We start from the raw sequence: 26,338 nt of genomic DNA on the forward strand, positions 1-26,338 counted from the left end.
CTCCCACACCGACTCCCACACCGACTCCCACACCGACTCCCACACCGACTCCCACACCGACTCCCACACCGACTCCCACACCGACTCCCGCGCCTACGCCAACTCCAACTCCTACACCTGCACCGACTCCGACACCCGCGCCGACTCCAACTCCTACACCGGGCGCAGATGATTGCCTATTCGATGGAGTCACTGCTCCGGAATTCAACTTTGCCACCATTACTCCCAACTCTGTAGAGCAAACTCTCAACGGCGGTAACGGTACTGATTTCATCATGGGGTGCAGCCAAAATGAGTTAATTAATGGGCTGGATCGGAATGACACTCTCTACGGTATGGGCGGCAGTGACAACATTGATGGCGGTGCCGATACCGACTTAATCTACGGCAATGAAGGCACCGATTTCCTTCAAGGTGGCTCTGGCAACGATACTATCTACGGTGGCAAAGATAATGACACTATTGTTGGCGGAGATGACGACGACTTTTTGAGGGGAGATTTCGGCAGCGATACTGTTGCCGGCGGCCTTGGCAGCGACACCATTTTTGGTGGCAAAGATGACGATCTCTTGTTCGGCGAAGATGGCGACGACTACATTTTAGGCAACTTAGGAAATGACACAATTAATGCTGGAAATGGCAATGATACTGTGTTTGGCAATGAAGGTGCAGACCTAATTTTTGGTAAAGCTGGAAATGACACGCTTTACGGCGGCAAAGACAACGACAGTCTCGATGGCGGTGAGGGCAACGACTTGCTGTTGGGCGGCAATGAAAACGATGTTCTCTGCGGCGACATCGGTAACGATACGCTTTACGGCGGCAAAGGCAATGATATCCTCAGTGGCGGTGCTGGTTCCGATTTCCTTTCCGGCGATGTTGGGGACGATACTTTGACAGGCGGTTCGGGAAATGATGTGTTTTTCCTAAATCAAAGTTTGGGTAGCGACATCATTACTGATTTCCGCAAGGGCGAGGATTTAATTGGGTTGAATCCCGGTTTGAGTTTCAATCAACTCAGCATTACTTCTAGCAACAATCAAATTTTGATTAGCTTGACTGGCACTGGTCAATTGCTGGCAAAATTGAACGGTGTAGCGGCGGGTACTCTTGCCGCTAGCGATTTCATTAGTTAGTAGTTATACCAAATCCGGGTTGGCTATCCCCTTTATCGTTGAGCGGTTGAAACCGATCGCACAACTTTTGGGAAATGGTATAAAATCGTTGGATTAACTAGGGATCTTCGACTTCGCCCCAGAAGTCGGGGATCTTTTTAATCGCACAACAAGCGATCGCCATTCTCCACAGCCGCATTCGTCCGCAAATAATCGCGCGCGCGATCGCAACCATAACCCAACAAATCCACCTTCAAAACTCGCTCCACATTCCACAAAATCAGCGTATTATCCTCACTCACAGAAGCCACAAACGACCCATCCCCACTATAAACTATCCCCCGAATCGCCGCAGAGTCACCTCTAAGCGTCGTTAATTCCGTACCGTCAAACTTCCACAACTTCACCGTATTGTCTACACTACCAGAAGCAATAATATTACCATCCGGGCTAAATGCCACCCCCCAAACCGCCGCCGCGTGACCTTCCAAAGTTCTCAATAACTTACCATCTAAAGTCCAAATCTTAACTGTATTGTCTCCACTCCCAGAAGCCAGAAATTTACCGTCAGGGCTAAACGCCACCCTCCACACCGCAGCAGTATGACCTTGAAAAGTTCTCACCAAAGTACCATCAAGCTTCCACAACTTCACAGTACCATCCCCCCCTGCCGAGGCAATTAGCTGACCGTCCGGGCTAAATACCACCTGCGAAACAGGAGCATGATGTCCTGTCATAGTATGCAATAAAGTACCATCGGGCCGCCACAGCTTGATAGTATTATCTTGACTGCTAGAAGCAATAATTTGACTGTCAGGACTGAAAGCCAATCCAAAAACCGTAGCGTTATGACCTACCAAAGTGGCGATCGCATTTCCGTTTCGACTCCAAATATTCACGGTATTATCGTTTCTGCCAGAAGCAATTAACTTGCCATCGCGACTCAGAGCAACAGCATAAATCGCAGCGTTTTCTCCAGTAAAAGTCCTCAACAATTTGCCTTGCCGACTCCAAAGTTTAGTCGTGCCGTCCTCGCTGCCTGTAGCGATTGTAGAACTATCCGCACTCAGTGCGATCGACCAAATCCCAGCTTTATGTGCAGTAATAACCGTCCGCAAAGGGTTTTGACTTTGCCACAGCTTCACCGTGTTTTCTGCACCCGCCGAAGCAATAAAACTGCCGTCGGGACTCCAAGCTATCCCCCAAATCGAAGCACTGTGACCTCTAAATGTCGTCAGTTCTGTTCCGTCAATATTCCATAGTTTTACAGTTTTATCCCGACTTGCAGAAGCAACAGTCTGACCGTCAGGACTGAAAACAACTTCAGATACTACAGCAGAATGACCTTCAAGAGTTCTCAGCAAAGTACCGTCAGAGTTCCAGAGTTTCACCGTTTTGTCTCCACTTCCCGAAGCAACAATCTGACCGTCAGGACTAAACGCCACTGCCGATACCACAGAAGTATGACCCCGGAGAGTTCTTAACAGTTTGCCGTCAGAGTTCCAGAGTTTCACCGTTTTGTCTCCACTTGCCGTAACGATAGTCTTACCGTCTGGACTGAAAGCCACTGAGGGTACCCCAGCAGTATGACCCTGGAGAGTTCTTAGCAGTTTGCCGTCAGAGTTCCAGAGTTTCACCGTTTTGTCCATGCTGGCAGAGGCAATAATTTTACCGTCGGGACTAAACACCACTGTCCAGATACCAGCAGTATGACCCTGAAAAGTTTTCAACAAAGTGCCGTTTCGCTGCCAAAGTTTTACAGTCCCATCATCACTTCCAGAAGCAATAAACTGACCGTCCGGGCTAAATTTGACCGATCGAACGATCGCCTGATGACCTTTGAGCGTTGCGATTTCCCTTCCGTCCCGCCGCCACAGTTTGATAGTTTTATCCACACTTGTTGAGGCAATAAACTTACTGTCAGGACTAATATCAACGCCGAGAACAGCCGCTTTATGCCCCGATAAACGGTTGAATTCATCTGCTTCGTAAACAGCTTGTTTCAGTACATTGTCAACTAGACCAGCGGTACTGACACCTGCCCCACCTAGTTTTTGCAATTTCCGTTTGGCTTTAATCGCTTCTATCAGTGCATCCAATTTGCGATTAGAAGCAAACAATCCATCAGAAGAAGACGCCAGCGCTTTAATTTCGCTCACCCGCGCTTGCTGTTCGCTTGCTGTTGCTTTGCGATATAGAAAAAACGTTGCGATTCCCAACCCGCTGGCCAGCAGTAATGCGATACTGACTGCAAACAATAAGATTCTTTGTTGTTTAGCTGCTTTGGTTTCTTGAATTAGTCTTTTGTGTTCTTCTGTTAGCCTCGCTTCAATTTCTTTAGTGCGTTCTGCCTCTAATCCTTGTTGGACTTCGCGCCGATCTATTTCTTCACTTGCAGCTAAAAATTTATAGTCTAAATCGCTCAAACTTTTTCCCTGCGCCCAACTTTGAGCATCTTTCAAGGCTTGTCCCCGCAACAGCCGCGATAAATCTTGCTGCTTAGATGTCACCCACGCATCAAAGGTTTGAGAATAAGGCCGCAGTTGTTTTAATTGTTTGTCTACCCATTTTAGGTTAAAAACTTGTTCGTAAATGCGGTTTTTTACTTTCAGTAAACTTTGCTCTTTCACTACCAACCCAGAGAGGATAAGTTCTATTTGTTCTCGGCTGTCATCGGTTGAGATCCCCCCTGCCCCCCTTAATAAGGGGGGTTCTGATTGTCCCCCCCCTTGATAAGGGGGGGTTAGGGGGGGATCGGATTGTCCCCCCCCTTGATAAGGGAGGGTTAGGGGGGGTTCTAATTGTAAGATTTGCTGGTAAATTCCGAGCAGTCTACTGGTCTTTTGTTCGTTGCGAAGGATGCGATCGCGTATCGTTTTTAAATGCTCTGGTTCGTCGCAGGCTTGCCAGTGGTGGATGATGCGCGATCGCACTAAATTTTCTACCCAAAATGCCTCCGTGCCTGGGGGAATATGTAAAATCTTGCTATCATTTTCTTGACTAATATTCGCTACTATGTTACACAGTTTTTGCGTGAGAAAAGGTTGCCCGCCCGTCCAATTTAAGATTTCTTTTAAAACTGGCACTGCATTGTTTACACTTGTTTCTAATCCAGCCAGTAAAGGCTGCGCTTCCTCAAAGGTAAATCCTGGCAAATCAATTGCCATTCCAATATTAAATGGAGTCCGATTTTTGTCAGCAATTAAGTCGCTAGGAGTGGCGACTCCAAAAATGGCAAAGGTAAGGCGATTATACTCTGGATTAATGGCGCGTTGGTTATAGCAAAATCGAATTAAGGCAAAAAAGTCATCAACGGGAAAATCTAAGCCTAAAATACTATCTATTTCATCGACAAATATAAAAATTTTATCTTGGGGGAATTGGACGAGCAGGATATTTTCTATAAAATGACTTAATCTTTGCAGCAGGGAAACTTCTTCTTCATCTCGCCACCAAGTTTTTAAGTTGATTTTCCCTAAAAGATTGAAGCTGCGCCACAGTTCGGCGGCGATTCCTTTATACCACTGCAAGGGGGTAATATTTTCGCTACCAGTGCGGGTTAAATCGAGGGTAGTGCATTGATAGCCTTGCGATTGTAGTCGGTGCAGGGTGCGGACTAAGAGGGAAGATTTTCCCATTTGTCGCGAGTTGAGGACGTAACAAAATTCACCGGCTATTAAAGCTTCATATAGTTGGGAATCTGCTTGTCGCCTCACATAGGTTCCGGCATTTGTGGCAAGACTTCCGCCGACTTGATATTCGAGCTTAGTCATCATTATTCCCTCCTATATACAAACTGCAAAACTTTTTCCCTGCATCCAGATTTGAGCATCTTTTAAGGCTTGTGCCCTCAAAAGGCGCGAATAATCTGTTTGTTTGGAAGCTATCCAAGCATCAAATAGTTGGGAGTAAGGGCGCAATTGCCCTAATTCTTTTTCTACAATTCCCAATTAAATACTTCTTGATAAATTAGGATTGGGTGCATCTCAATGAAAGCAAATATATGTCCGCACTCTAAAGGGTGCGGCTAAATGAACTAAGGCTGGATATTGAAATCGCCAACAACCCTTTTAAGCACCCGATCGCAGCCGTTGTCGAAATTCCTTAGCTGCTGTGAGCGAATTGGGATATCGAATGTATTCTGCCAGCAATTCTAGATCCAGATTAGGGAGAATTTCGCTGCGAGTAATTGGTTCATAACCGCAGGTTTCGACAAATTGAACTGGGATTTCTTCTCGCAGATAGTAGAGGCTGAAGCGGTCGTTTTGCCAGAACCAAACCTCTTTAACATTCAGCCTTCTGTAAATTTCCAATTTGTTAATGCCACCGCTGGTAACGATTACCTCAATTGCCAGGTCTGGAAATTCTTTGTCTGTGCCAATGCAGTAAGCTTCATCGGGTTCGGTACCGCCCCTTTTTTCCTCTCGTCGCAGGGTTGTAGAACCAAAGGGAAAATAGTTGATGTCTGCTTCTAAGAAGTAAATGACTAAAAGATCTCCAATGCGAGTTTTTCTGCTTTCATGGCGGCGCGAAGGTGACATAATTTCTAAGGCTCCATCTAAATACGTGACTCGATATGCCGAAGTATCGCCATTTCTGGCGAGCAAGGCTTCGTATTGCTCCCAGTTAACGCGATCGGTAATGTAGCGGCATTCAGGATCTTGCCGTTGGAGTGCTTGTTGGTCGAGTAGCGCGTTGAGATCGCTTGTGAACATTAGTATTACCTCCTTTAGGTTGTTTTTATTCTAATTTACTGAATGCGATCGCACAAATGTCTATCTTCCTCCTTCAGGTCGGCATTTGTTCGCAGGTAATCCCGCACCCAGTCGCATCCAGACGCTAGTACCCGATCTAACTCTACACTCCGCTCTAAATTCCACAGAATTACTGTTTTGTCCTCAGAACCAGAAGCAAGAGTTTTGCCATCAGAACTGAAAGCCAAAGACCCAACTCGTGCGCTATGTCCAATCAGGGTTGCAATCTCATTGCCGTCACGTTGCCAGAGTTTAACAGTACCGTCACTACCCCCTGTAGCGATCGTTTTATTGTCAGGACTAAAAGCAACACTCCAAATTCCAGACGTATGTCCCTTGAAAGTGTGTAGCAACTTACCATCACGACTCCAAAGTTTAGCCGTCTTGTCATCACTCCCCGAAACAATTACCTCTCCGTCAGGGCTGAAAGCTACACTAAAAACTAAACTGCTGTGACCTTGAAGGGTCTTAATTAATGTACCATCACGCCGCCAAAGCTTAACTGTTTTATCTCCACTGGTTGAGGCAAGAATCTCCCCGTCAGGACTAAAAGCTACCCCCCAAACCCCAGCTTTATGTCCTCTCAGAGTAGTCAATTCGGTTCCGTCTAACCGCCAAAGTTTGACTGTCGTATCCCCACTTGAAGAAGCAATAATTTTGCCATCAGGACTAAAAACGATTCTCCTCATATCAACCCGTCCTGGGAGAGTCTTCAATAAAGTGCCATCAGCACTCCAAAGTTTAACCGATTTGTCTGCACTAGCTACAGCAATAATTTTGCCATCGGGGCTGATGGCAACACCACTAAACGCAGAGTTATGCCCCTCAAATCGCCTCAGTAACTTACCGTCTCTGTGCCAAAGAAGAACCTCGTTTCCACTTGATGAAACAACTAACTGTTGATTCTTGCTTAAAGCGACTCCCCAAACGCCAGCAGTATGTCTTCGCAGAATTGTCAGCAAGGAGTTACTGAATTTCCAGAGTTTAACGGTGCCATCAAAAGAAGTGGAGGCGAGATATTCGCCATTGCGACTAAATGAAAGATCGCTAATTGCGCTGCCATGTGCTTTGATAGTGGTGAGCAAAGTGCCGTCAATGTTCCAGAGTTTGAGCATTTGGTTATCAGAACCAGAGGCGATCGTCTCTCCATCGGGGCTGAAAGCCACTGCCTGAACTCCAGCGTCATGGGCGGCAATTGTTCTTAACAAAGTGCCGTCACGGTGCCAGAGTTTAATAGTACCGTCTCCAGTGCCTGCAGCAATGGTATTACTATTAGGACTAAAGGCAATGGATAAGACTGGAGATTGATTTTGTGAAAGCGTTTTCAGCAAGGTGCCATCGCGCCGCCAGATTTTCACCGTGCTATCTTCAGAAGCTGAGGCAATTAACTCTCCATCTGGGCTAAAAACTGCTTTTCTGACTACGCCAAGATGCCCTGTTAGTGTCTTGAATAATGTGCCATTGGGCCGCCAAAGTTTCACCGTACTGTCTTGGGAAGCTGAGGCAATTAATTCTCCGTCTGGGCTAAACTTGACGCTGTAAATTGGAGCTTTATGTCCTGTGAGAGTGTGTAGAGGCAGTGCTGCGGCGCCTGTGCTGCCGTTACGCTGCCAGAGTTTGATAGTTAAGTCTCCACTCCCTGAAGCGATAAGCTGACGATCGGGACCGATCGCAACTCCGAGAACTGGTGCTATATGTGCTTTGAAGGTGCGAATTAATCTGCCATCTTGATGCCAAATTTGCACGTCTCCGTCGCTTGTTGCTACAGCGATCGCCTCACCGTCAGGACTAATTGCTAAGGCGTTCATCCAACCACTATTTCCTGATAAGCGGTTATATTCAATTTCTCCATAAATGGCCCGACGTAGCGCCGATTCAACCATGTCTGTTGTCGGGCGATCGGTGCCGTTTAATATTTGTAGTTCTTTTCTGGCTTTGAGTGCTTCTATTAAAGCATCTAACCGCTTATCTAAGGCAAAGAGGGCTTCGGAATACCGCGTGATGCTTTGAATTTTACCGATTTTTTCATTGCGTTGGCTTTGAGCAGATTTCTGATATTGCGAGAAGGCAATCGCTCCCAATCCTAAAGCTAAGATTAATGCCATACTCAGTGTAGCTATAAAGTAGTTTTGTCGTCGGGCATTTTTTTTCTGTTCGAGCAGTCGCGCTTCAACTTCTGTTAGTCGTGCTGCTTCTAGTGCTTGTTGCACTTCGATTCTGTCTAATTCTTCACTTTGGGCTAAAAATTGATAATCTAGGTCGCTTAAACTTTTTGCTCGCGCCCAATTTTGAGCGTCAATCAATGCTTTCCCGCGCAATAGCCGCGATTTATCTTGTTGTTTTGCCGCAAACCACGCATCGAAGTTTTGCGAGTAAGGGCGCAGAGATATTAAGTTTTTTTCTACCCAATTGAAATCGAAGACTTCTTGATAAATTCGGTTTTTAACTTGCAGAAAATTTTGCGTTTTTTCTACCAATCCACTTAAAATAAGTTCGATTTGTTCGCGGCTGTCATCGGAGGGCACGGGCGGGCACTGGGGCACCGCCCGTACGCTTTGCAAGATTTGCTGGTAAATGCCTAGCAATCTTCCGGCGCGTTGTTCGTCACGGAGGATGCGATCGCGTATCGTTTTTAAATGCTCTGGTTCGTCCAGGGATTCCCATTTATTGACGATGTGCGATCGCACCAAACTATCTACCCAAAATGCCTCTGTTCCCGGAGGAATATTTACTAATCCGCCTGCCGTTTCAAGGCTGGCTTTGTACGCCAAATAGCAAATTTTATGGGTGAGGAATGGCTGTCCTGAAGTCCAAGCTAATATTTGTTTTAGAACGGCATGAGGATTACTTACGGCACTCTCTAATCCTTTAACTAATAGTTGGGCTTCGTGCAGTTCAAAACCCCGCAAATCTATAGCATGACCGATATTAAAAGGAGTTCGCTTTTTGTCAGCAATTAAGTCGCTTGGCGAGGCTACTCCAAATATTGCAAAACTAATACGGTTATACTCTGGATTAATCGCTCGCTGATTGTAGCAAAACCGAATCAGGGCAAAAAAATCATCGACAGCGAAATCCAAACTGAGAATGCTATCGATTTCATCAATGAATATAAAGATGCGATCTTCAGGAAATTTGACTAGCAAGATATCTTCAATAAAATGACTCAATCTTTGTAGAAACGAGACATCTTCTGCGTCGCGCCACCAGGCTTTAAAATTAACTTGCCCGAAAAGATTGAACCCGCGCCACAAATCGGCGACCATTCCTTTATACCACTGTAAAGGGGTAATATTTTCACTGCCGATATGCGTCATATCGATCGTGCTGCATTGAAAACCTTCTGCTTGCAGTCGGTGCAGGGTGCGTACCAAGAGAGAAGATTTGCCCATTTGCCGCGAGTTGAGGATGTAACAAAATTCGCCAGCTTTTAAAGCTTCATAGAGTTCGGAATCTGCTTGTCTTACTACGTATGTAGGGGCATCATTGGCGAGACTGCCACCAATTTGGTATGTAACTTTGGTCATGCCGTTTATGGGTGGGTTTAAAAGTGAAAGTTGAGTATAAAAAGAGGCAGTCTGAGCGTTATTTTTGTCACCATCTCTACTGAATTATAATCCATCGGTCAAATTTAGGTTTCCACAGTAGTTGTTTTTATAATAATATTGACAAACTAACAATTGGAAGTTATTATACAATATAGCCTAATGTTGTAAATTTATATTGACATTGAAATTAACAGCAAACAAGGAGAATCAATATGCTCATTCAAGAACAACCGGCCCAGTCTAAACAAATGACCCTAGACGAGTTTCTGGACTGGTATCCAGAGGGTCAAGGTCGCTTTGAATTACATGATGGAGCCGTTATTGAAATGCAAGCAACTGGAACTCACGAACAAGTAGGAGGTTTCCTAGCTCTCGAAGTGGGAGTAGAAATTAAACGTTTGGCTTTGCCCTATTTCATTCCTCGCCAAGGAATTATTAAGGCTGTTGATTCTGATAAGTCTGGCTATAGTCCCGATGTGATGGTGTTAGATTGGCAACAAATCGAAACGGAACCGATGTGGAAAAAGCGATCGACTATTACCAGAGGTGAAACGATCCGTTTAGTCATTGAAATCGTGAGTACGAATTGGCAAGATGACTATTTGATGAAGTTAGCAGAATATGAAAAATTGGCAATTCCTGAATACTGGATTGTCGATTATTTGGGGTTGGGGGGAAGAAGATATATTGGCAACCCCAAACAACCCACTATTTTTGTTTATCAGTTAGTTGATGGTGAGTATGTAGTTAATCAGTTTAGAGCTGATGATGTGGTGCGATCGCTTGCCTTCCCCGATTTAAACTTAACGGCAGAACAGATTTTTCAGGTGGGGCAATAACTAAATAAAGTTTGGCGAACCAAAATACAGGCGGTACAACTCGCAGCTCAGGGTACAGCGGTTGTTATCGATATGAATCAGCCCCATACTAACTAATTTAGAAGCTACTATCGGATCTAATTCCACGCCGCGCTCAGATTTTACCACTTGTTTAAGTGCAAATGCGAGTTCGGGATACTCTTGCAATGTCACCCAAAAACTCCGCAAGTAATCTTTATAAATTCCCGCCATTGTGGGAGCTTCTTGTAGTAGCCGATCGAGCGTTACACTGTTTTGACAGAGGTGGTAAAGAGCGAGCCGCACCAGATAAGGGTGTCCCCCCACCATTGCCATCAGTCGATCGGGGCTATCTGTCAAATCCAGTCCGTGACGCTGCGCTAAAGCAAGTATCTGCTCTTCTGTAAAATAGGGCAATTGCAGCGGCAAACCGACATTAAAAGGAGATTCATTGAGCTTTAAAGGAATATAAATTTCTGTGGAGTGAAGAACAATTAACCGCAGTTTTTCCAGGGTTTTAATCCGCTTTGCTTCTTCATGCCAGCTTCGCAGCAGCGGCAAAAATTCTCGGGCAATTTTTGGATACTCGAAAATCCTATTGACTTCATTTAAAGCTAAGACAAGGGGGCTACTTATTTCTGCTAATATATATTGTTGCAAATAGATGGTACAGCTTACTTTGCTACCCATATCTTCATCCCAATAATCATCTAATAGGGGTGGCAATTCTAGGTGACGGCTGATGTTGGCACAAAACCAGCGCAAGAATTTATCGAGGTTGTCTAAAACAGCTTCCTCGGCTTGCTGAAAATCCAAACTTACAGTTCGGCAGCCAAGAGAATTAGCGCGATCTAAAATCCGTAGCAGCAGGGAACTTTTACCCATCTTCCTGGGAGCTTTAATCCGCAGAACACTTCCAGGTTTGGCAATTTCTCGATACGCGAGTTCTTCAATTAGCGGGTGATTGATATAAAATGGTGAACCGAGGGGTACGGGAGAGCCGGGAAATTCTAAAGGTGTTACTAGGCATTGGCTGCGGAGGAATTCTTGAATGAATTCTCGTTCCTCTACTCTCAGGGAACGCGATTCTAGAGAGGATCGAAAATTTGATTTGCTAATAGGTGTCTGCAAGATTTCAGAGAGAGATTGCCACAAGCCAGAGGCGATGTTTCTCAGGTAATGCTCTCCGTAATGAGAGGCAGATGCGATGCTTGTATAAGTCTTTCCTTCCCAAACTTGGCGGAGTATGATTTCTTGTACGGGATGTAAATCTTTTTGCGATCGGGCACGAGTTAGCTGTACTACCTCATCTATCGTCATAACTGGCAATTCTCCCGTAAGTGTATCGTTGATATTATCACTTTTGATTGACTTTAAAGCCCAGAGCGATCGCCTATTGGATGGCGACACGAGGCGGAAGCAAGATTTCCCTGGGGGTAACAGGTCAAATCCGTTAAATCTCACCTAACCCTTCTTTACCCTACTCCCTACGATCTACTTTCTTCGCTCGTTGACCAAAATGTCATGTAGGTGTCACATTTGGTCGTGAAGCCACAGTTAAAAATGTGACAGTTGATCTTGCTAAAGCTTAGTCGATTGATGTTAATTTAATTAGAAGTAGTTTCATATCGCTGCATCTACTCATCACAAGTGTTAAGTCCAAAAGCCTAATTCTTCTTTTTGTGCCAGCAGGTTTTTGAATTTTCCTGTAGTCCCCTCGAAAAAATAGTAGCAGATAACCGAGTTCATTTGATGCAAATGGTTCCTAAAATGTTTTCTAATTATTTTATTCCTCACGGTCATTGCTACTTGTGGAAGCCTGGATTAGTGGGGCTGCACGTTTTGTCCGACGCTTTGATTGCCGCCGCTTATTTTTTGATACCACTCACGCTGATTTATATTGTCAAGAAGCGCAAAGACGTGCCTTTTGACTGGGTTTTCATGCTGTTTGGCTCTTTTATTATCTGCTGCGGGATTACCCATATTATGGAAATATGGACGCTGTGGCATCCTAATTATTGGATCTCGGGTTTTCTTAAAGGGATTACGGCGCTGATTTCGCTATGTACAGCATCAGTGCTGGTGGAACTAATCCCAAAAATCTTGGCTATCCCCAGTCCCGATCAATTGGCGGTGGCAAATTTGGCTTTACAAAATGAGATTGGCGATCGCAAACAAGCTCAGGAAGCACTCTCGGAATTAATGCTGGAATTAGAAAAGCGGGTGATGGAGAGGACACTCGCTTTAGAATTAACTAATGAACTTTTGCAACAGGAAAATCGCGATCGCTCTTTGGCTGAAAATTCATTGCGGCACTCTGAATCTCAACTGATAGAGCAAACTCAGCAGCTAGAAAACACTCTCCAACAACTCAAAGGTACTCAAACTCAACTCGTGCAAACTGAAAAAATGTCGTCTTTGGGTCAAATGGTAGCTGGCGTTGCTCACGAAATCAATAACCCTGTTAACTTCATTTATGGCAATCTGATTCCGGCTGAGGAATACATTCATGAGCTTGTGGAGTTGATTAAGGTTTATCAAGTTTATTATCCCACTCCTGCGCCGGAAATTGCAGACAAGATTAAAAGCATAGAGCTCGATTTTATTTTAGAAGACGTGCAAAAACTTTTTGGTTCAATTAAAATTGGAGCAGAGCGGATTAAAGATATTGTTAAATCTTTACGCACTTTTTCCCGTTTAGACGAAGCCGATATGAAAGAGGTAAATATCCATGAAGGTATCGACAGCACTTTAATGATTTTGCAGCACCGCTTGAAAGAACAACCAAACCGCCAGCCTATCCAAGTGATTAAAGAATATGGAGATTTGCCACTGTTGGAATGCTACGCTGGACAGCTCAACCAAGTATTTATGAACATTTTTTCTAATGCTATTGATGCTTTAGGACAGGTGGCTGCCCAGGAGCGTTCGGCCAAAGGCTATTGGGAAAAGAATTTCCCTGAACAATTAGAAAATACCCATTGCCAACTGCTAACAATTCGCATCCGCACGCTTTTAGTTGATGGCAAGCGGGTGCAGATTCGCATTGCTGATAATGGCACTGGCATAGGTGCTGAGACGATCGCTAAAATTTACGATCCGTTTTATACGACAAAACCCATCGGTTACGGTACCGGGCTGGGGTTGGCGATTTCTTATCAGATTATTCAAGCCCATGAAGGTTATTTGCGCTGCACTTCCGAGGTTGCCAGAGGTACTGAGTTTATCATTGAAATTCCTTTGCGATCGCCACCTCACTCCCAAGCAATGTGTTACGATCGAGTTTTAATAAGGCGGTAAGAACTAACTCAGTCCTGGACGCACTCTAACCGTGCTGCAAGGGTTTGAGATTCTTCGCGCTTGGCTCAGAATGACATCATTACGTTGTTAGTGCGTCCAAGACTGTAACTCATTCCGAATCCTGCTACAATTTTCGGTTGCTTTCACTTTTTTGCCTAACTTACGCATAGTTCAAATCGATATTATCTTCCAAAAAAAAATATGTGGGAATTACTCAAAAATATCTTTTCCCCAACTCAGTATATGCCGCACGGTCACTGCTATCTGTGGCAAACGCCTTTAGTGTGGCTGCACATAACTGGCGACTTTTTAATTGCGATCGCCTACTATTCAATTCCGGCGATGCTGATCTATTTTATCTTCAAGCGGCGCGATGTTCCTTTCTTAGGAATATTTGCTTTATTTGGTGCATTTATTATTCTCTGCGGCACGGGTCACTTGCTAGAAATTTGGACGCTGTGGCATTCGGCTTATTGGCTGTCGGGGATTGAAAAAGGAATTACTGCACTCGTTTCCTGCTACACGGCCGGCTCGATGGTAACGCTATTGCCACAGTTTTTATCTTTAAAAACCCCCCAAGAATTAGAGGCCATAAATCGCAAGTTGCAAAGCGAGATTGCTGTGCGTGAAGATGCAGAATTAGCCTTGCGCCACGCTTATGATGACTTAGAAATTAAAGTCCAAGAGCGCACCGCACAGTTGAGTGAAACTAACAGTTATTTAGAAGCAGAAATTAGGGAAAGAATTGCCGCTGAATCGGCTTTGCGCGAAAGAGAAATTAGGTTAACAGAACAACAAACTGGTTTGCTAGAATTAGCAAAAACTTCTAGTATCTATGAGGGAAATATCGGCGAGGCTTTGAAAGAGATTACACAAATGGCAACCCGTACTCTGAATGTTGAGCGGGGAAGCGTTTGGTTTTATCGGGAAGATAAATCCGCAATGTGCTGTGCCGACCTCTACGAACTGACGGCCAATCAACACAGCGGGGGCGTAGAACTGAAAGTTACTGACTATCCTACCTATTTCCAAGCTTTGAATACAGAACAGGCGATCGCAGCGGTTGATGCCAAAACCGATCCGCGCAGCCAAGAACTTAGAGAATCTTATTTGATTCCTTTAAACATCTCGTCGATGCTAGATGTTCCTATTAGCCATCAAGGACGATTTGCGGGTGTAATTTGTTTAGAACATCAGGGAACGCTAAGGAATTGGACGCTCGACGAACAAAGCTTCGCTAGCTATTTGGCACAGATCGCAGCTTTAGCTATGGAAGCTCGCGATCGCAAGCAAGCAGAGTTAAAATTGCGCTCAGTTACCGAACGCTTGCAGTATTTGTTGGCGGCAACTCCGGCGGTGATTTTTAGCTGCAAATTAGGCGGAAATTATGACGTAACATTTGTCAGCGAGAACATTATTTCAATGATGGGCTACGAAGCGCGAGAATTTATTGATGGTTCCCTTGATTGGCATAGCCTCGTTCACCCAGAAGATCGAGAGGTTGTTGATAGTTCATTCGCTCAAATATTGGAAAAAGAATCGATTTCCTACGAATACCGCGAGCGACACAAAGACGGTAGTTATCGCTGGATATACGATGAGGTTAAGTTGGTCAAAGATGCTGCTGGCATACCTGTGGAATGCGTTGGTTATGGAGTAGATATTACCGCTCGCAAACAGGCGGAAATAGCCTTGCAGCAACAAGTAAAAAGGGAGCGACTGGTGAATTCAATTCAAGAACGGATTCGCTCCTCTCTTAACCTAGAAGAAGTGATGACAGTGGCTGTTGAAGAAGTCCGCCAGTTTTTGTCAACTGATAGAACAGTTATTTACCGCTTTAATCCAGATTGGAGTGGATTTGTAGCCGTCGAGTCGGTAGCAGCCGGTACGATGCCGATTTTGGGAATTTACATTAATGACCCTTGCTTTCGAGAAAGCTACATTTCTGTTTACGAGCAGGGACACCTGCGGGCGATCGACAATATTTACATGGCAGGTATTTCAGAGTGCCACATTAGTTTACTGAGCCAGTTTGAAATTAAAGCTAACCTCGTGGTTCCCATTATGCAAGGTGAAAAATTATGGGGGCTACTCATTGCTCATCACTGCCGCAGTCAAAGGGTTTGGACCTCTTCTGAGATAGAATCTCTCCAGCAAATTTCCGTGCAGCTAGCAATTGCCATCCAGCAATCCCTCCTTTTTGAACAAGCCAAAACTGAAATTGCCGAACGCAAATTGGCAGAAACAGCATTACAAAAAGCTGTCCTAGCTGCTGATACAGCTAACCGCGCCAAGAGCGAATTCCTTTCTTCGATGAGCCACGAACTGCGGACTCCCCTGAATGCCATTCTGGGATTCAGTCAGGTGATGGTGCGCGATTCTTCTTTAAACAATCAACACCAGCAGCACCTAGAAATTATTAATCGCGCTGGCGAACACTTGCTTTCCCTGATTAATGACATTTTGGAAATGTCCAAAATTGAAGCGGGCAGAAGTCAGCTTAATGACAGCAGTTTTAATTTAATGCGCCTGCTAGAAACCTTAAAACAAATGTTTCGATTAAAAGCTAAATCTAAGAAATTGCAGCTAAATTTTGAAGTGGTTGACGGCGTACCGGACTTTGTTAATGGAGATGAAGGTAAATTGCGTCAAATTTTGATTAATCTTGTAGGAAATGCGATCAAGTTTACAGAGACGGGTAGCGTTACCTTGCGAGTGAAAAAGAAGGTAGAAGAAAGCTTGGCGGTTGAAACCGCAGAGTTGGCGGGTACACAAAAAAGCTTGGCGGTTGAAACCGCAGCTATACAAACAAAACCCGCCTACGCGGGTTCTAATCAGTCCGCGCAGGCGGACTTTGATTGTGTAGACGCGAATTCTATTCGCCCGGTACTTTTACGCATTCAGTTTGAAATTGAAGATACCGGCCCTGGGATTGACGCACAAGAGATAAATAAGTTATTTGAACCCTTCGAGCAAACAAAAACAGGTCAAAAATCTCAACAGGGGACTGGATTAGGTTTACCAATTAGCCGCAAATTTGTACAAATGATGGGAGGGGATATTACTGTCAGCAGTACGCCTGGTTTGGGAAGTAAGTTTGCATTTGATATTGAAATCAGGCTGGCCGAGCCAACCGAGATTAAAATGCTTAAACCGCATAAAAAAGTAATGGGTTTAGCACCGAATCAACCAGAATACCGGATTTTGGTGGTTGACGATCGCGCCGATAACTGCCTAGTCATAGAGAGATTGTTGTCACCGCTAGGCATCCTCGTCAGAGAAGCTAGAAATGGTCAAGAAGCTATTGCTGTATGGGAGGATTGGCAACCGCACCTGATCTGGATGGATATGCAGATGCCAGTCATGAATGGCTATGAAGCCACCAGAAAAATTAAAGCTCATCCTCTCGGAAAACAAACCGCGATCGTTGCTCTCACTGCTAGCGTTTTTGAAGAGGAACGAAAAACTATTTTAGAAGCAGGCTGCGATGACTTCATGCGTAAACCCTTCGAGGCAAAGATATTATTTGCGAAAATGGAAGAACTTTTAGGAGTGCGTTACATTTACGAGGAATCTGTTGATGCCAAACTAGAAAATGAAAGCAAAATTAGCGGCGTGACCAGCAATCAATCTGTAGAATCACAAATCGGTCAAATGCCTCTTGAGTGGGTGGAGAAGATATCTCATGCTGCTCATGAATGTTGCGACGATAAAATCCTTAATTTGATTGAGGAAATGCCTAGAGAATTTGCTTTAGCCGCACAAGTTTTAACTACTTTAGTGCATGATTTCCTATTTGACGATATTATAGAGCTAGCGCAATCGGCAGTTACGGCGCGGTGAGAATACCAGTTTCCAACTAATCTCAACTTAGGAGGAGTGATTTTTTGAAAAAAGATTTAAGATTAACCCCCAACGACCTCTCCCGCTCCTCTCTTTTTAGGAGAGAGAATCGGAAGTCATACTGTTGCGATTTTTTTACCACAAATTCTTAAGTGTTAATATCTTTTATCTTAAAAAATTACCGTGAGCGATCGCATGGACAGCAATCAATATCCTACAATTCAAGCCAACATTCTAGTAGTTGATGATAAACCAGATAACGTGCGGCTTTTATCAACGATCCTAACTGAAAAAGGGTATCAGGTTCGTAAAGCGCTGAACGGGCAAAGGGCGATCGCTACAGTGCTGGAGTTTCCGCCTACTCTAATTCTGCTGGACGTAATGATGCCAGAAATGAATGGTTATGAGGTGTGTGCAAAGTTGAAAGATTCACCAAAAACCAGTGCCATTCCAGTGATTTTCTTAAGCGCATTAGATGATGTTTCAGATAAGGTGAAAGCCTTTGATGTGGGAGCAGTTGACTATATTACGAAACCTTTTCAAGATAAAGAAGTATTGGCACGAGTGGCAAATCAGTTAACAATTCAAAGTCAACAAAAGCTACTTCAAGAGCAAACGAAGCAATTAGAAGAAGTTGTCGGACGTTTGCAAAACGAAATTAAAGAGCGGCAGGGGGTGGAGCTAGCTTTACGCCTCGCTCAAAAAAAGTCGGATCATTTATTGCTAAATATTTTACCCGAAGCGATTGTTGAAAAGTTGAAAAAAGGCGAGGGTACTGCTGCCGAGAGGTTTGACTCAGCAACAGTTTTATTTGCCGATATTGTTGGTTTTACTTCTCTTGCTGCCAGAAATTCACCTCTGGAATTGGTGAATTTCCTAAACCAGATTTTTTCAAAGTTCGATCAACTAACTGAAAAACACGGTTTGGAGAAAATTAAAACGAGTGGGGATGCTTATATGGTAGCAGGGGGGTTGCCGGTGCCGATGGCAGCTCATGCAGAAGCGATCGCGAATATGGCGTTGGATATGCAGGATGCGATCGCTGAGTTTAAAACTGACACGGGCGAACCTTTTCAAATTCGGATTGGCATTAATACAGGCCCAGTAGTTGCTGGCGTAATTGGCACTAAAAAATTCATCTACGATTTGTGGGGAGATACTGTTAATGTTGCTTCTCGGATGGAATCTCAAGGATTACCGGGGTATATTCAAGTTACTGCTGCTATTTACGAGCAGTTAAAAGATCGGTATGTATTTGAGGAAAGAGGCGCGCTCGCAGTCAAAGGTAAAGGAGAGATGATCGCCTATTGGCTAAAGGCTAAAAAAATGAGTTCAAGCTAATTGGTAAGTGATAGCCGAACTCATAATTAAAAAATGAAAATTATTTGGAGTTTAAAAGTTTTATTTTCTCGTACTATCTCAATGCGATCGATAAATTCTCGAAAGTAGAACCTGCGTTCTGATTCTGACAAATCGAGCCAAAATTGGGGAAGAGAAACGGTTTGAGCAGTTTCTCGCAAATTTACTGGGGGCATTTGTGCGAGTTTGCTTTGCATTTCGGCAATTTCGGTGCGGATTTTGTAGGCTCTCAATTCGGCAGTTTCTGTGTCTAAGATCCCATTTTCAATCAGGGCGGGAAGTTGCTCTAGGATGTCTTGTTTGGCTGCGATCGCCCCGCCAATTCCTGCTTTAATTCGATTCATGTCGGGCATTTGCAGCCCAGCGACAGCATCGGGCAAATCCCGGCAAATTCCTGCGATGGTTAATTGCAATACTTCGTCGTAGGAAAGGCCGCTGCATTTAGGCTGGGACAGACAGTTAATTGGCCGCAAATAAAGGTATTCTCTATCTTTGCGGTATGCTGTGACTTTTGCAACTGTCATGGGCGACTTGCATTCCGAACAAATTGCTAAACCTGCGAGGGAACGGGGGGCGCTGGCGGTGCGGGGAGAAAGGTGGCGGTTGCGGCGCAGCAACCGGTCTACTTGGGCGGCTTCTTCTCTAGAAATAATCGGGACGTGGGTATTAGAAATTACTTGGCCGTTTTGATACTCTAAATCGCCTCGGTAGGCGGAATTTGTCAGCCAGCGGCGGCCCGTACTGACAGAGATTTTTTTGTTGTATTTCTTGGCTAAATAGCGCACGGAACCCCGCAAAGAACCGTAGATCAAAAAGTGTTCAAAAAAGTCTTTGACGGCGGGGGCGGCCGTGCGATCGATCGTGTAGCGCTCTTTGCCGCGCCGATAGCCGTAGGGAGCCTTGCCCGGTGGAGTCCGGGATTTGATACGGTTGCGGGCGTGTCCTTTGCGAATGCTGCGGCTGTGTTGGCTGCGCTGGAGTTCTGCGAGGATTTGCAGCAAGTTTTTGCGGTTTCGCGGTTCTGTTTCTTCTTGGACAATGATTTCGACGCCGAGGGTTTCGAGTTGGGCGAGGTGGGCGCACACTTGCTGTACTGTGTCGCCGAGTTCTTCAAAGCGCTGAATTAATAAGTATTGGACTGGTTCTGTTTGGCAGTCTTTGAGGAGTTGTTGCAGTTGTTGCCGCCCTCCTAAGTCTTGATATATTCGATCGACCTCTTGGCCCCAAATTTCCGGTGCGGGTGCAGCTTCGAGTAGGGGTTCGCTGTAGCTGTAGGCGATGATTTTCATCTCTTACTCGCTGAGTTCGATTATGTTGCCATCTGGATCTTGGGTAAATAAAGCCGATCGACCTGACGCGCTCATTTGTATCTGGCAATTGTGAGCGATTAATTGCTCTTTGGCTGCTTCTAAGTTAGCAACAGAAAATGCTAGGTGTCGGTTGCGCCCCAATTTCTCATAGTCTACGGCATCTGGTATAATTGTTGCAGCTAAAATTAGGTGGATCTGGAAGTTGCCGACTTGATACCATATTCCGGGAAATTTTAAGTTTATTTCTACTTTGGACAGTCCTAATACGCTGCTGTAAAAATGTTGGGATTTTTCGAGATTTGAGATGAGTAGGGCGCTGTGGAGGGCTTGATTAATTTCCATTGTTTTTTGTATTTAATTTTGAAGTTTAACCGCTGATGCAGGCAGATGAGCGCTGATTAACGCAGATTTGGTGATGTTTGTTGAGTTTTTGATAGGATAACATTGTCAGTTGCTCTTAAATACATTCAAAACTGCTCTGAGTAACTCGCGATCGCATATTTTCCGGTCGATCGCATTGTGTCTTTTGCTGAGAATGCTGAGGCAACGCAAACAGCCCGCTGGGAGTAATTTTAACAATGGTTTCTCAAAAACGCGCGATCGCCCCCAAAAGGGGCAAAGTCGGTCTCCGCGGCGTCCTGGTGGTTCCGTTTGTGTTGCAAATTGTCGCTGCTGTGGGCTGGGTTGGCTATCTCTCTTACAGAAACGGAGAGAAAACAGTCAACGATCTTGCCAGTCAGTTGCAGCGCTCCATCAGTGCCAGAGTTTACGAGCGCGTCCAAAACTACCTCGAAACTCCGTCGCTAGTCAATCAAATCAATCAGGATTCTTTACCCCTGGGGGTGTTGGACTTTGAGGATTTGGAGCGAGCTAAACCCTATCTCTGGAAGCAAGTTCTTCGCTTTAATTCGATCGGTTACGCGGGAATTGCCAACGAAAAAGGTCAGTACCTGCGAATTGGTTGGGTGAACCGGCTGGCGGGAGCCGAGCAACCTCAGCTTGCCCAGCAACTGATTCCCGGGGGTGGCGACTTGCTCTACTACAACATTGACAGTGATGGAAACCCGACCAAAATTGAGAGGTCTCAGCCCAATTATGACGTTCGCACGCGCCCCTTTTACAGAGTTGTTGTTGACAAGAAACAAGCAGCTTGGAGCGACGTTTACATTAATTTTGGCTACGGTACGCTGCAAATTAATGCCAGTCAACCCTATTATGATGCCAGTGGCAAACTGATTGGCGTGCTGACTTGCCAGATGGGACTCGATCAAATTCGCGGTTTTCTGCAAACCTTAAGCGTGGGTAATACCGGTCAAGTATTTATCATTGAGCCGAACGGCGATTTAATCGCCAGTTCGGTAAAAAATCAGCCTCTGTCCCTAGGAGAAGGCGAAAACAGAAAGCGGCTCAAAACACAGGACAACAGCAACCTGCTGATGCGCCAAAGTGTGGTTTATTTACTCGATCGCTTCCACCGTTTGGAAGACATTCAAGACACTGCTCAACTTAATTTTAAGCTCAACGGTCAGTGGCAATTTCTCCAAGTTTCTCCGCTAACTGACAAGTACGGTCTCAACTGGCTGATTGTAGTTGTGGTTCCCGAAGCCGACTTTATGGCGCAAGTTTATGCTAACACTCGCAACACCATCTTGCTCTGTATTGCGGCTCTAATTGCCTCCGTTGGAGTGGGTTTTGTCACCGCTAGCAAGATTGCTCGCCGGATTTTGGAAATTGCTAAAGCTTCAGAAAATCTCGCAGGTGGCGCTCTCAACCAGAACGTTGATTCTAGCAGAATTTTTGAAGTTGAGGCCTTAGCTAATTCCTTCAACAGCATGGCGGGCCAACTGAAAGAATCCTTTGAAACTCTAGAAGATAAAGTCAAAGAACGCACCTCCGAACTCGCCACAGCCACTAAACAAATTGCTGCTCTCAACAAGCGGCTGAGAGCGGAAAACCGCCGCATGAGTTCCGAACTCGATATGCTGAAACAAATGCAGCAGTTGATTCTGCCCAAACCTGCGGAACTCGCAGCCATTAAAGATTTAGATATTGCCGGATTTATGGAACCAGCCTCGGAAGTTGGCGGCGATTACTACGACGTACTTTACACTGAGGGCGTTGTGACAATTGCGATCGGCGATGTCACCGGACATGGCTTAGAAAGCGGTATTTTGATGGTGATGACTCAAGCTGCTGTCCGCACTCTTCAGGAAATGCAAGAATCCGATCCTGTGCGCTTTTTAGCTACTCTCAACCGCACTATTTATAAAAATGTCCAGCGCATGAACTCGGACAAAAATCTGACGCTAGCTCTTCTCAACTATGCCGACTGTAAAGTTAGTATTAGCGGTCAACACGAGGAAACTCTCGTAGTCAGAAAAGGCGGTCAAATTGAACGCATTGACACAATAGATTTAGGATTTCCCATCGGCTTGGATGAAGAAATTGCCGATTTTATCGACCATGTTATAGTAAAGTTAGAGTTGGGGGACGGGGTGGTGCTGTACACCGACGGCATCACGGAAGCCAGAAACACCAGCCAACAATTCTACGGACTCGAAAGGCTTTGTGAAGTGGTTTCTATTAATTGGCACAAAAGCGCCGAAGAAATCAAGCAAGCGGCAATTAATGACCTGCGACAATTTATTGGGGAGGAAAAGGTATTTGATGATATTACCTTACTAATTTTTAAACTTAAGGATGGGTAAACAGTAAAGGACTAGCGAATTAGTCCCGAAATTCGCAAGCATAACGGTTTTATTGTCAAGTATATGGGAGATGGAGTGCTGGCAGTTTTTCCCGACGGCGTTGATGATGCTATTCAGGCAGGAATTGTTAAGTTGGAACAGTTGCAAAAATACACTCAGAGTCGTAAAATAAGTGGGATATACCGCTGAATGTTGGCATTGGTATCCATGTCGGTGATACAATGGTGGGGATTATTGGAGACGCGAACCGGATGCAAGCCGATGCCCTGTCCGATCGTGTCAATCTCACCGCTCGTCTGGAAGGTTTGACTAAGTATTATGGCGTATCTTTATTAATGTCTGGAGATGTGCTACAACGTTTGAGTCAACCAGAAAAGTATCATATCCGTTTTTTGGATCGTGCAATTGTCAAAGGTAGACAAGAAGCCATTACAGTTTGTGAGGTGTTAGATGTTGAAGTAGAACCAGTGCGATCGCTCAAAATTCAAACTTTGCCTATTTTTGAGGAGGGAGTAGAACAATATTGTCAAGGAAATTTTGCTAATGCCCAAGTTTGTTTTGAACAAATAGTGGCGCTAAATCCCCACGACCAACCAGCAAACTTTACCGAAAACGCATCCAATCGCTGTTAGAAAATAGTATTCCCGCTAATTGGAATGGCGTGTGGAAATTTACCCAGAAGTGAGATTAACACATCAATGGGAGGGGAAAAAATAATGACATCTGGAAGCTTAAAAACAATGACACAAATCTTTGGAGACTTCATCGAAAAATTTCCTCCCGAACACGACTCCCTAGAACTTACATTTACGCCCAGTTCTCGTCCCATCAAGCAGCGCTGGCGCAATAACAGGCTTTCAGCTCATTTTGTAGCCGATTATTTGTCTAGTTTTTTACCGGTGGATGAGGAGGATGCTAGCAGCGAACAACGGATTAAACAAAGCAAGGGAGCCGTGAGTTACGTCGCTAACGAATTGTTAGAAAATGCTATCAAATACACCGATGATAATTATATTTATAAGGTCAAGTTTGGTATACACTTTATTGAAGATGTTGAGGTGATAGCAGTAATTTTTGCTACCAACTGTGCTAATTCACAATCAGTCAATAAATTGCAGGCATTCATTAAAGAACTACTATCTTGCGACGACCCCAATGAACTTTATTTGCAACAGGTTGAAAAAAATGCTGAAACAGACAGTGAAACGTCGGGATTGGGATTACTGACGATGGTTAATGACTATTCAGCCAAGATAGGTTGGAGATTTGAGACAATACCAGACAGTCTTGATACCATCCTGGTGACGACGGTGGCTCAACTTATTGTCTAGTTTCTAGCATTTCAATATTTACTCTTTTTGTGCAATCGCAATATTTCAGTCAGGAAACCAAAAAATAATGGGTATTCAAGAAATCAAAGGTGAAGATTACAGCATTAAGTACGATCGAGAATCGGTAACAGTCAGTTTCCAAGGCGAACTCAGCCTGAGCGGCCCAGCAGAGTATGCACCAATAGTCGAATTGTTAGATGAGGTCGCCAATCCCGAACCGCCTACTATTACCTTGAACCTAAAAAAATTGGAATTTGTTAACAGTTCTGGTATCAGTATGCTGTCTAAGTTTGTCATTACCGTGCGGAAAAAGAAAACGATCCAACTTTTGGTATTGGGTTCAAATGATATTCCCTGGCAACAGAAATCTCTCAAAAATTTAGAAAAGCTGTTGCCAACTTTGAAGCTAGAATTAAAGTAGGATATGTGTAAATTTTAACCGCAATTAACACAGGCGGGACGCCCGTGCCACCATTAACACATATAAATTAGATGTTTGTAAATTGCTTAAGTTTGTTGCACCGGCAGTTCAATAATAAACTCGGTTCCCTTGGACGGTTCAGACTCGCACCTGAGCGTTCCTCGATGATTTTCTACTAAGATTTTGTAGACAATAGACAATCCTAAACCAGTACCTCTACCGATTTCCTTGGTGGTGAAAAACTGCTCGAACATTCGTTCTTTTATCTGTGCTGTCATTCCCGCTCCCGTGTCAGCAATCCGCACTCTCACGCGATCGGGTCCAGCTAATTCTGTGCAGATCGAAATTTTTAGCGTCGCATTGGGCTGATTTTGTGCTGCCTCGTCCAAAGCATCGATCGCGTTGCTAATTAAATTCATAAATACTTGATTTAGCTGTCCGGCATAACACTCTACAGCAGGTAATTGTCCATAATTTTTAACTAATTGAATCTGGGGACGGTCTGTTTTAGAATTGAGACGGTTTCGCAAAATTAATACGGTGCTGTCAATGCTGTCGTGCAAATCGCACAGCGTCATTTTACTGTTATCGGTTCGCGAAAAGTTGCCCATAGATTTGACAATTTCGCGAATGCGATCGGAACCAATTTGCATGGAAGACATAACATTAGGCAAGTCTTCAACTAGAAAATCAAGCTCCATCTCTTTGATTTGATCTTGAATTTCGGGACAGGGATTGGGACAGTATTCTCGATAGAGACGCAGCAGGTGTAGCAAATCTTGAGTATAAATTTCCGCATGGATCAAGTTGCCGTAAATAAAACTAACTGGGTTATTAATTTCGTGGACGATACTAGCCATTAGCGCTCCCAGCGAAGACATTTTTTCGCTGTGGAGGAGTTGAGCTTGAGTTTGTTTGAGTTCGCAAAGTGCGCGATCGATCTGGGCAGCTTGAGCTTCTGCTTTGGCGGTAGCAGCACAGTTTTCTTGATACAGTTCAACCTGTTTGAGGTCGATTTCAAATTGTTCGATTTCGCTTTCTTGCTGGTATTGACTCACAACGGCATCGAATGCTTCTAGCAATTTGCCGCCCGCAGCTTCGACAATGTAAAGCAGATGGGGATTTTCCAGCCTGAGTTCGGCATCGGGAACTTGCACCAATGCTTTAATTCGATCGATATATTCGCGCACTTGTTTGTCTAAATACAGTGGCGCCTCAAAATACATGGCCTTGACGGTGGCGGAAGGGGGACTAAATAAGTTGATGCTGCTGTCAGTATTAATTAAGTCGCGGTGCGATTTTTCCATAAGCTCGATCGCCTCTAGCAAATTCCCCCGCAGTTTTGCTCTTTCTGCCGCATTCACAGAGGAAACTAACCTCATGCAAAAAAAAGCCGTTCGTTGGGAAAGCATTCGCTGGCGGCCGCTGATATTAATTACCGCAGCACTAACTTTTCTGGCTGTCGTAATTTCTTCCAGATTAAAGTAGTTGCTCAGTGTCGCCATTGGTAATACCCCCGACTCGACTAAAGGTCTGTAGCTCGTGCTGACACAATATTTTAGCACCATAAAAATTTTTCTACAATAGAGTAAGAAATATATTCTGTATTTCCTCTTAAAGTAGTATACTAAAACACAATTATTTTCCATTGGTGGCTTATAGCAGATGTTAAAGGAAGAAGGAAGTTCGACCACGGATTATTTAACTAATTTAACTGATGTAACTGATGTTAGGAAGAAGGCTTTAGTTATCTACCAGAGGCAGAAGTTGCAATCGACCGCATGGGGAAAAAGCCATTAAGAACGTCCTAACC

At 44.5% G+C, this 26,338-nt stretch carries 18 protein-coding genes; 10 read left to right on the forward strand and 8 right to left on the reverse strand.

Going from position 1 to position 26,338, the window contains the following annotated elements:
* Window positions 1-1,136 (forward strand): calcium-binding protein (locus QUA02_RS05640; RefSeq protein WP_333025932.1); only part of this gene is annotated, 1,136 nt, incomplete at its 5' end.
* A 137-nt stretch (window positions 1,137-1,273) separates the two neighbouring features.
* On the opposite strand, the gene QUA02_RS05645 is transcribed toward QUA02_RS05640, so the two are convergent.
* The 4 genes from QUA02_RS05645 to QUA02_RS05660 form a co-directional block, all read right to left on the reverse strand.
* On the reverse strand, window positions 1,274-4,888 hold the full coding sequence (locus QUA02_RS05645) for a WD40 domain-containing protein (RefSeq protein ID WP_333025991.1): 3,615 nt from the start codon (window positions 4,886-4,888) through the stop codon (window positions 1,274-1,276).
* Window positions 4,889-4,900: 12 nt separating this feature from the next.
* On the reverse strand, window positions 4,901-5,065 hold the full coding sequence (locus QUA02_RS05650; RefSeq protein WP_333025933.1) for a hypothetical protein: 165 nt from the start codon (window positions 5,063-5,065) through the stop codon (window positions 4,901-4,903).
* 120 nt (window positions 5,066-5,185) lie between these two features.
* Window positions 5,186-5,830, reverse strand: a complete 645-nt coding sequence (locus tag QUA02_RS05655; protein ID WP_333025934.1) for a Uma2 family endonuclease — start codon at window positions 5,828-5,830, stop codon at window positions 5,186-5,188.
* A gap of 35 nt (window positions 5,831-5,865) precedes the next feature.
* Window positions 5,866-9,396, reverse strand: a complete 3,531-nt coding sequence (locus tag QUA02_RS05660) for a WD40 domain-containing protein (RefSeq protein WP_333025935.1) — start codon at window positions 9,394-9,396, stop codon at window positions 5,866-5,868.
* Window positions 9,397-9,629: 233 nt separating this feature from the next.
* On the opposite strand from QUA02_RS05660, the gene QUA02_RS05665 reads away from it, so the two are divergent.
* Window positions 9,630-10,256 carry a Uma2 family endonuclease gene (locus tag QUA02_RS05665; protein WP_333025936.1) on the forward strand — a complete coding sequence of 209 codons (627 nt, stop codon included), beginning with the start codon at window positions 9,630-9,632 and terminating at the stop codon, window positions 10,254-10,256.
* Here QUA02_RS05665 and QUA02_RS05670 read toward each other — a convergent pair whose 3' ends face one another.
* A complete protein-coding gene (locus tag QUA02_RS05670; protein WP_333025938.1) occupies window positions 10,257-11,663 on the reverse strand; it encodes an AAA-like domain-containing protein in 1,407 nt (468 codons plus the stop codon).
* 342 nt (window positions 11,664-12,005) lie between these two features.
* Here QUA02_RS05670 and QUA02_RS05675 point away from each other — a divergent pair, with 342 nt between their 5' ends.
* The 3 genes from QUA02_RS05675 to QUA02_RS05685 all read left to right on the forward strand — a co-directional run bounded on the left by QUA02_RS05675 (window position 12,006) and on the right by QUA02_RS05685 (window position 18,737).
* Window positions 12,006-13,553 (forward strand): sensor histidine kinase, encoded by a 1,548-nt coding sequence (locus QUA02_RS05675; RefSeq protein ID WP_333025939.1) that lies wholly within the window; start codon window positions 12,006-12,008, stop codon window positions 13,551-13,553.
* Window positions 13,554-13,754: 201 nt separating this feature from the next.
* Window positions 13,755-17,396, forward strand: coding sequence for a GAF domain-containing protein (locus QUA02_RS05680; protein ID WP_333025940.1), 3,642 nt, complete (start codon window positions 13,755-13,757; stop codon window positions 17,394-17,396).
* Between the two features lie 195 nt (window positions 17,397-17,591).
* Window positions 17,592-18,737 carry an adenylate/guanylate cyclase domain-containing protein gene (locus QUA02_RS05685; protein ID WP_333025992.1) on the forward strand — a complete coding sequence of 382 codons (1,146 nt, stop codon included), beginning with the start codon at window positions 17,592-17,594 and terminating at the stop codon, window positions 18,735-18,737.
* Window positions 18,738-18,763: 26 nt separating this feature from the next.
* Here the strand turns inward: QUA02_RS05685 and QUA02_RS05690 are convergent, their stop codons facing one another.
* Window positions 18,764-20,044, reverse strand: coding sequence for a recombinase family protein (locus QUA02_RS05690; protein ID WP_333025943.1), 1,281 nt, complete (start codon window positions 20,042-20,044; stop codon window positions 18,764-18,766).
* Between the two features lie 3 nt (window positions 20,045-20,047).
* Window positions 20,048-20,407 (reverse strand): VOC family protein, encoded by a 360-nt coding sequence (locus QUA02_RS05695; RefSeq protein ID WP_333025944.1) that lies wholly within the window; start codon window positions 20,405-20,407, stop codon window positions 20,048-20,050.
* Between the two features lie 236 nt (window positions 20,408-20,643).
* On the opposite strand from QUA02_RS05695, the gene QUA02_RS05700 reads away from it, so the two are divergent.
* From QUA02_RS05700 to QUA02_RS05720, 5 genes are all read left to right on the forward strand, one after another.
* On the forward strand, window positions 20,644-22,773 hold the full coding sequence (locus QUA02_RS05700) for a SpoIIE family protein phosphatase (protein WP_333025946.1): 2,130 nt from the start codon (window positions 20,644-20,646) through the stop codon (window positions 22,771-22,773).
* 63 nt (window positions 22,774-22,836) lie between these two features.
* Complete coding sequence (locus tag QUA02_RS05705) at window positions 22,837-22,962, forward strand: hypothetical protein (protein WP_333025947.1); 126 nt, start codon at window positions 22,837-22,839, stop codon at window positions 22,960-22,962.
* 32 nt (window positions 22,963-22,994) lie between these two features.
* A complete protein-coding gene (locus QUA02_RS05710) occupies window positions 22,995-23,405 on the forward strand; it encodes a hypothetical protein (RefSeq protein WP_333025948.1) in 411 nt (136 codons plus the stop codon).
* A gap of 108 nt (window positions 23,406-23,513) precedes the next feature.
* Window positions 23,514-24,104, forward strand: a complete 591-nt coding sequence (locus QUA02_RS05715; RefSeq protein WP_510182592.1) for a slr1658 family protein — start codon at window positions 23,514-23,516, stop codon at window positions 24,102-24,104.
* A 67-nt stretch (window positions 24,105-24,171) separates the two neighbouring features.
* On the forward strand, window positions 24,172-24,525 hold the full coding sequence (locus QUA02_RS05720) for a slr1659 superfamily regulator (protein WP_333025951.1): 354 nt from the start codon (window positions 24,172-24,174) through the stop codon (window positions 24,523-24,525).
* Between the two features lie 86 nt (window positions 24,526-24,611).
* Here QUA02_RS05720 and QUA02_RS05725 read toward each other — a convergent pair whose 3' ends face one another.
* Window positions 24,612-26,030 (reverse strand): ATP-binding protein, encoded by a 1,419-nt coding sequence (locus QUA02_RS05725; protein WP_333025953.1) that lies wholly within the window; start codon window positions 26,028-26,030, stop codon window positions 24,612-24,614.
* Window positions 26,031-26,338 lie beyond the last annotated feature (308 nt).

The sequence above is a fragment of the Microcoleus pseudofavosus SVA1_A4 genome (assembly GCF_036700565.1).
Classification (GTDB): Bacteria; Cyanobacteriota; Cyanobacteriia; order Cyanobacteriales; family Microcoleaceae; genus Microcoleus.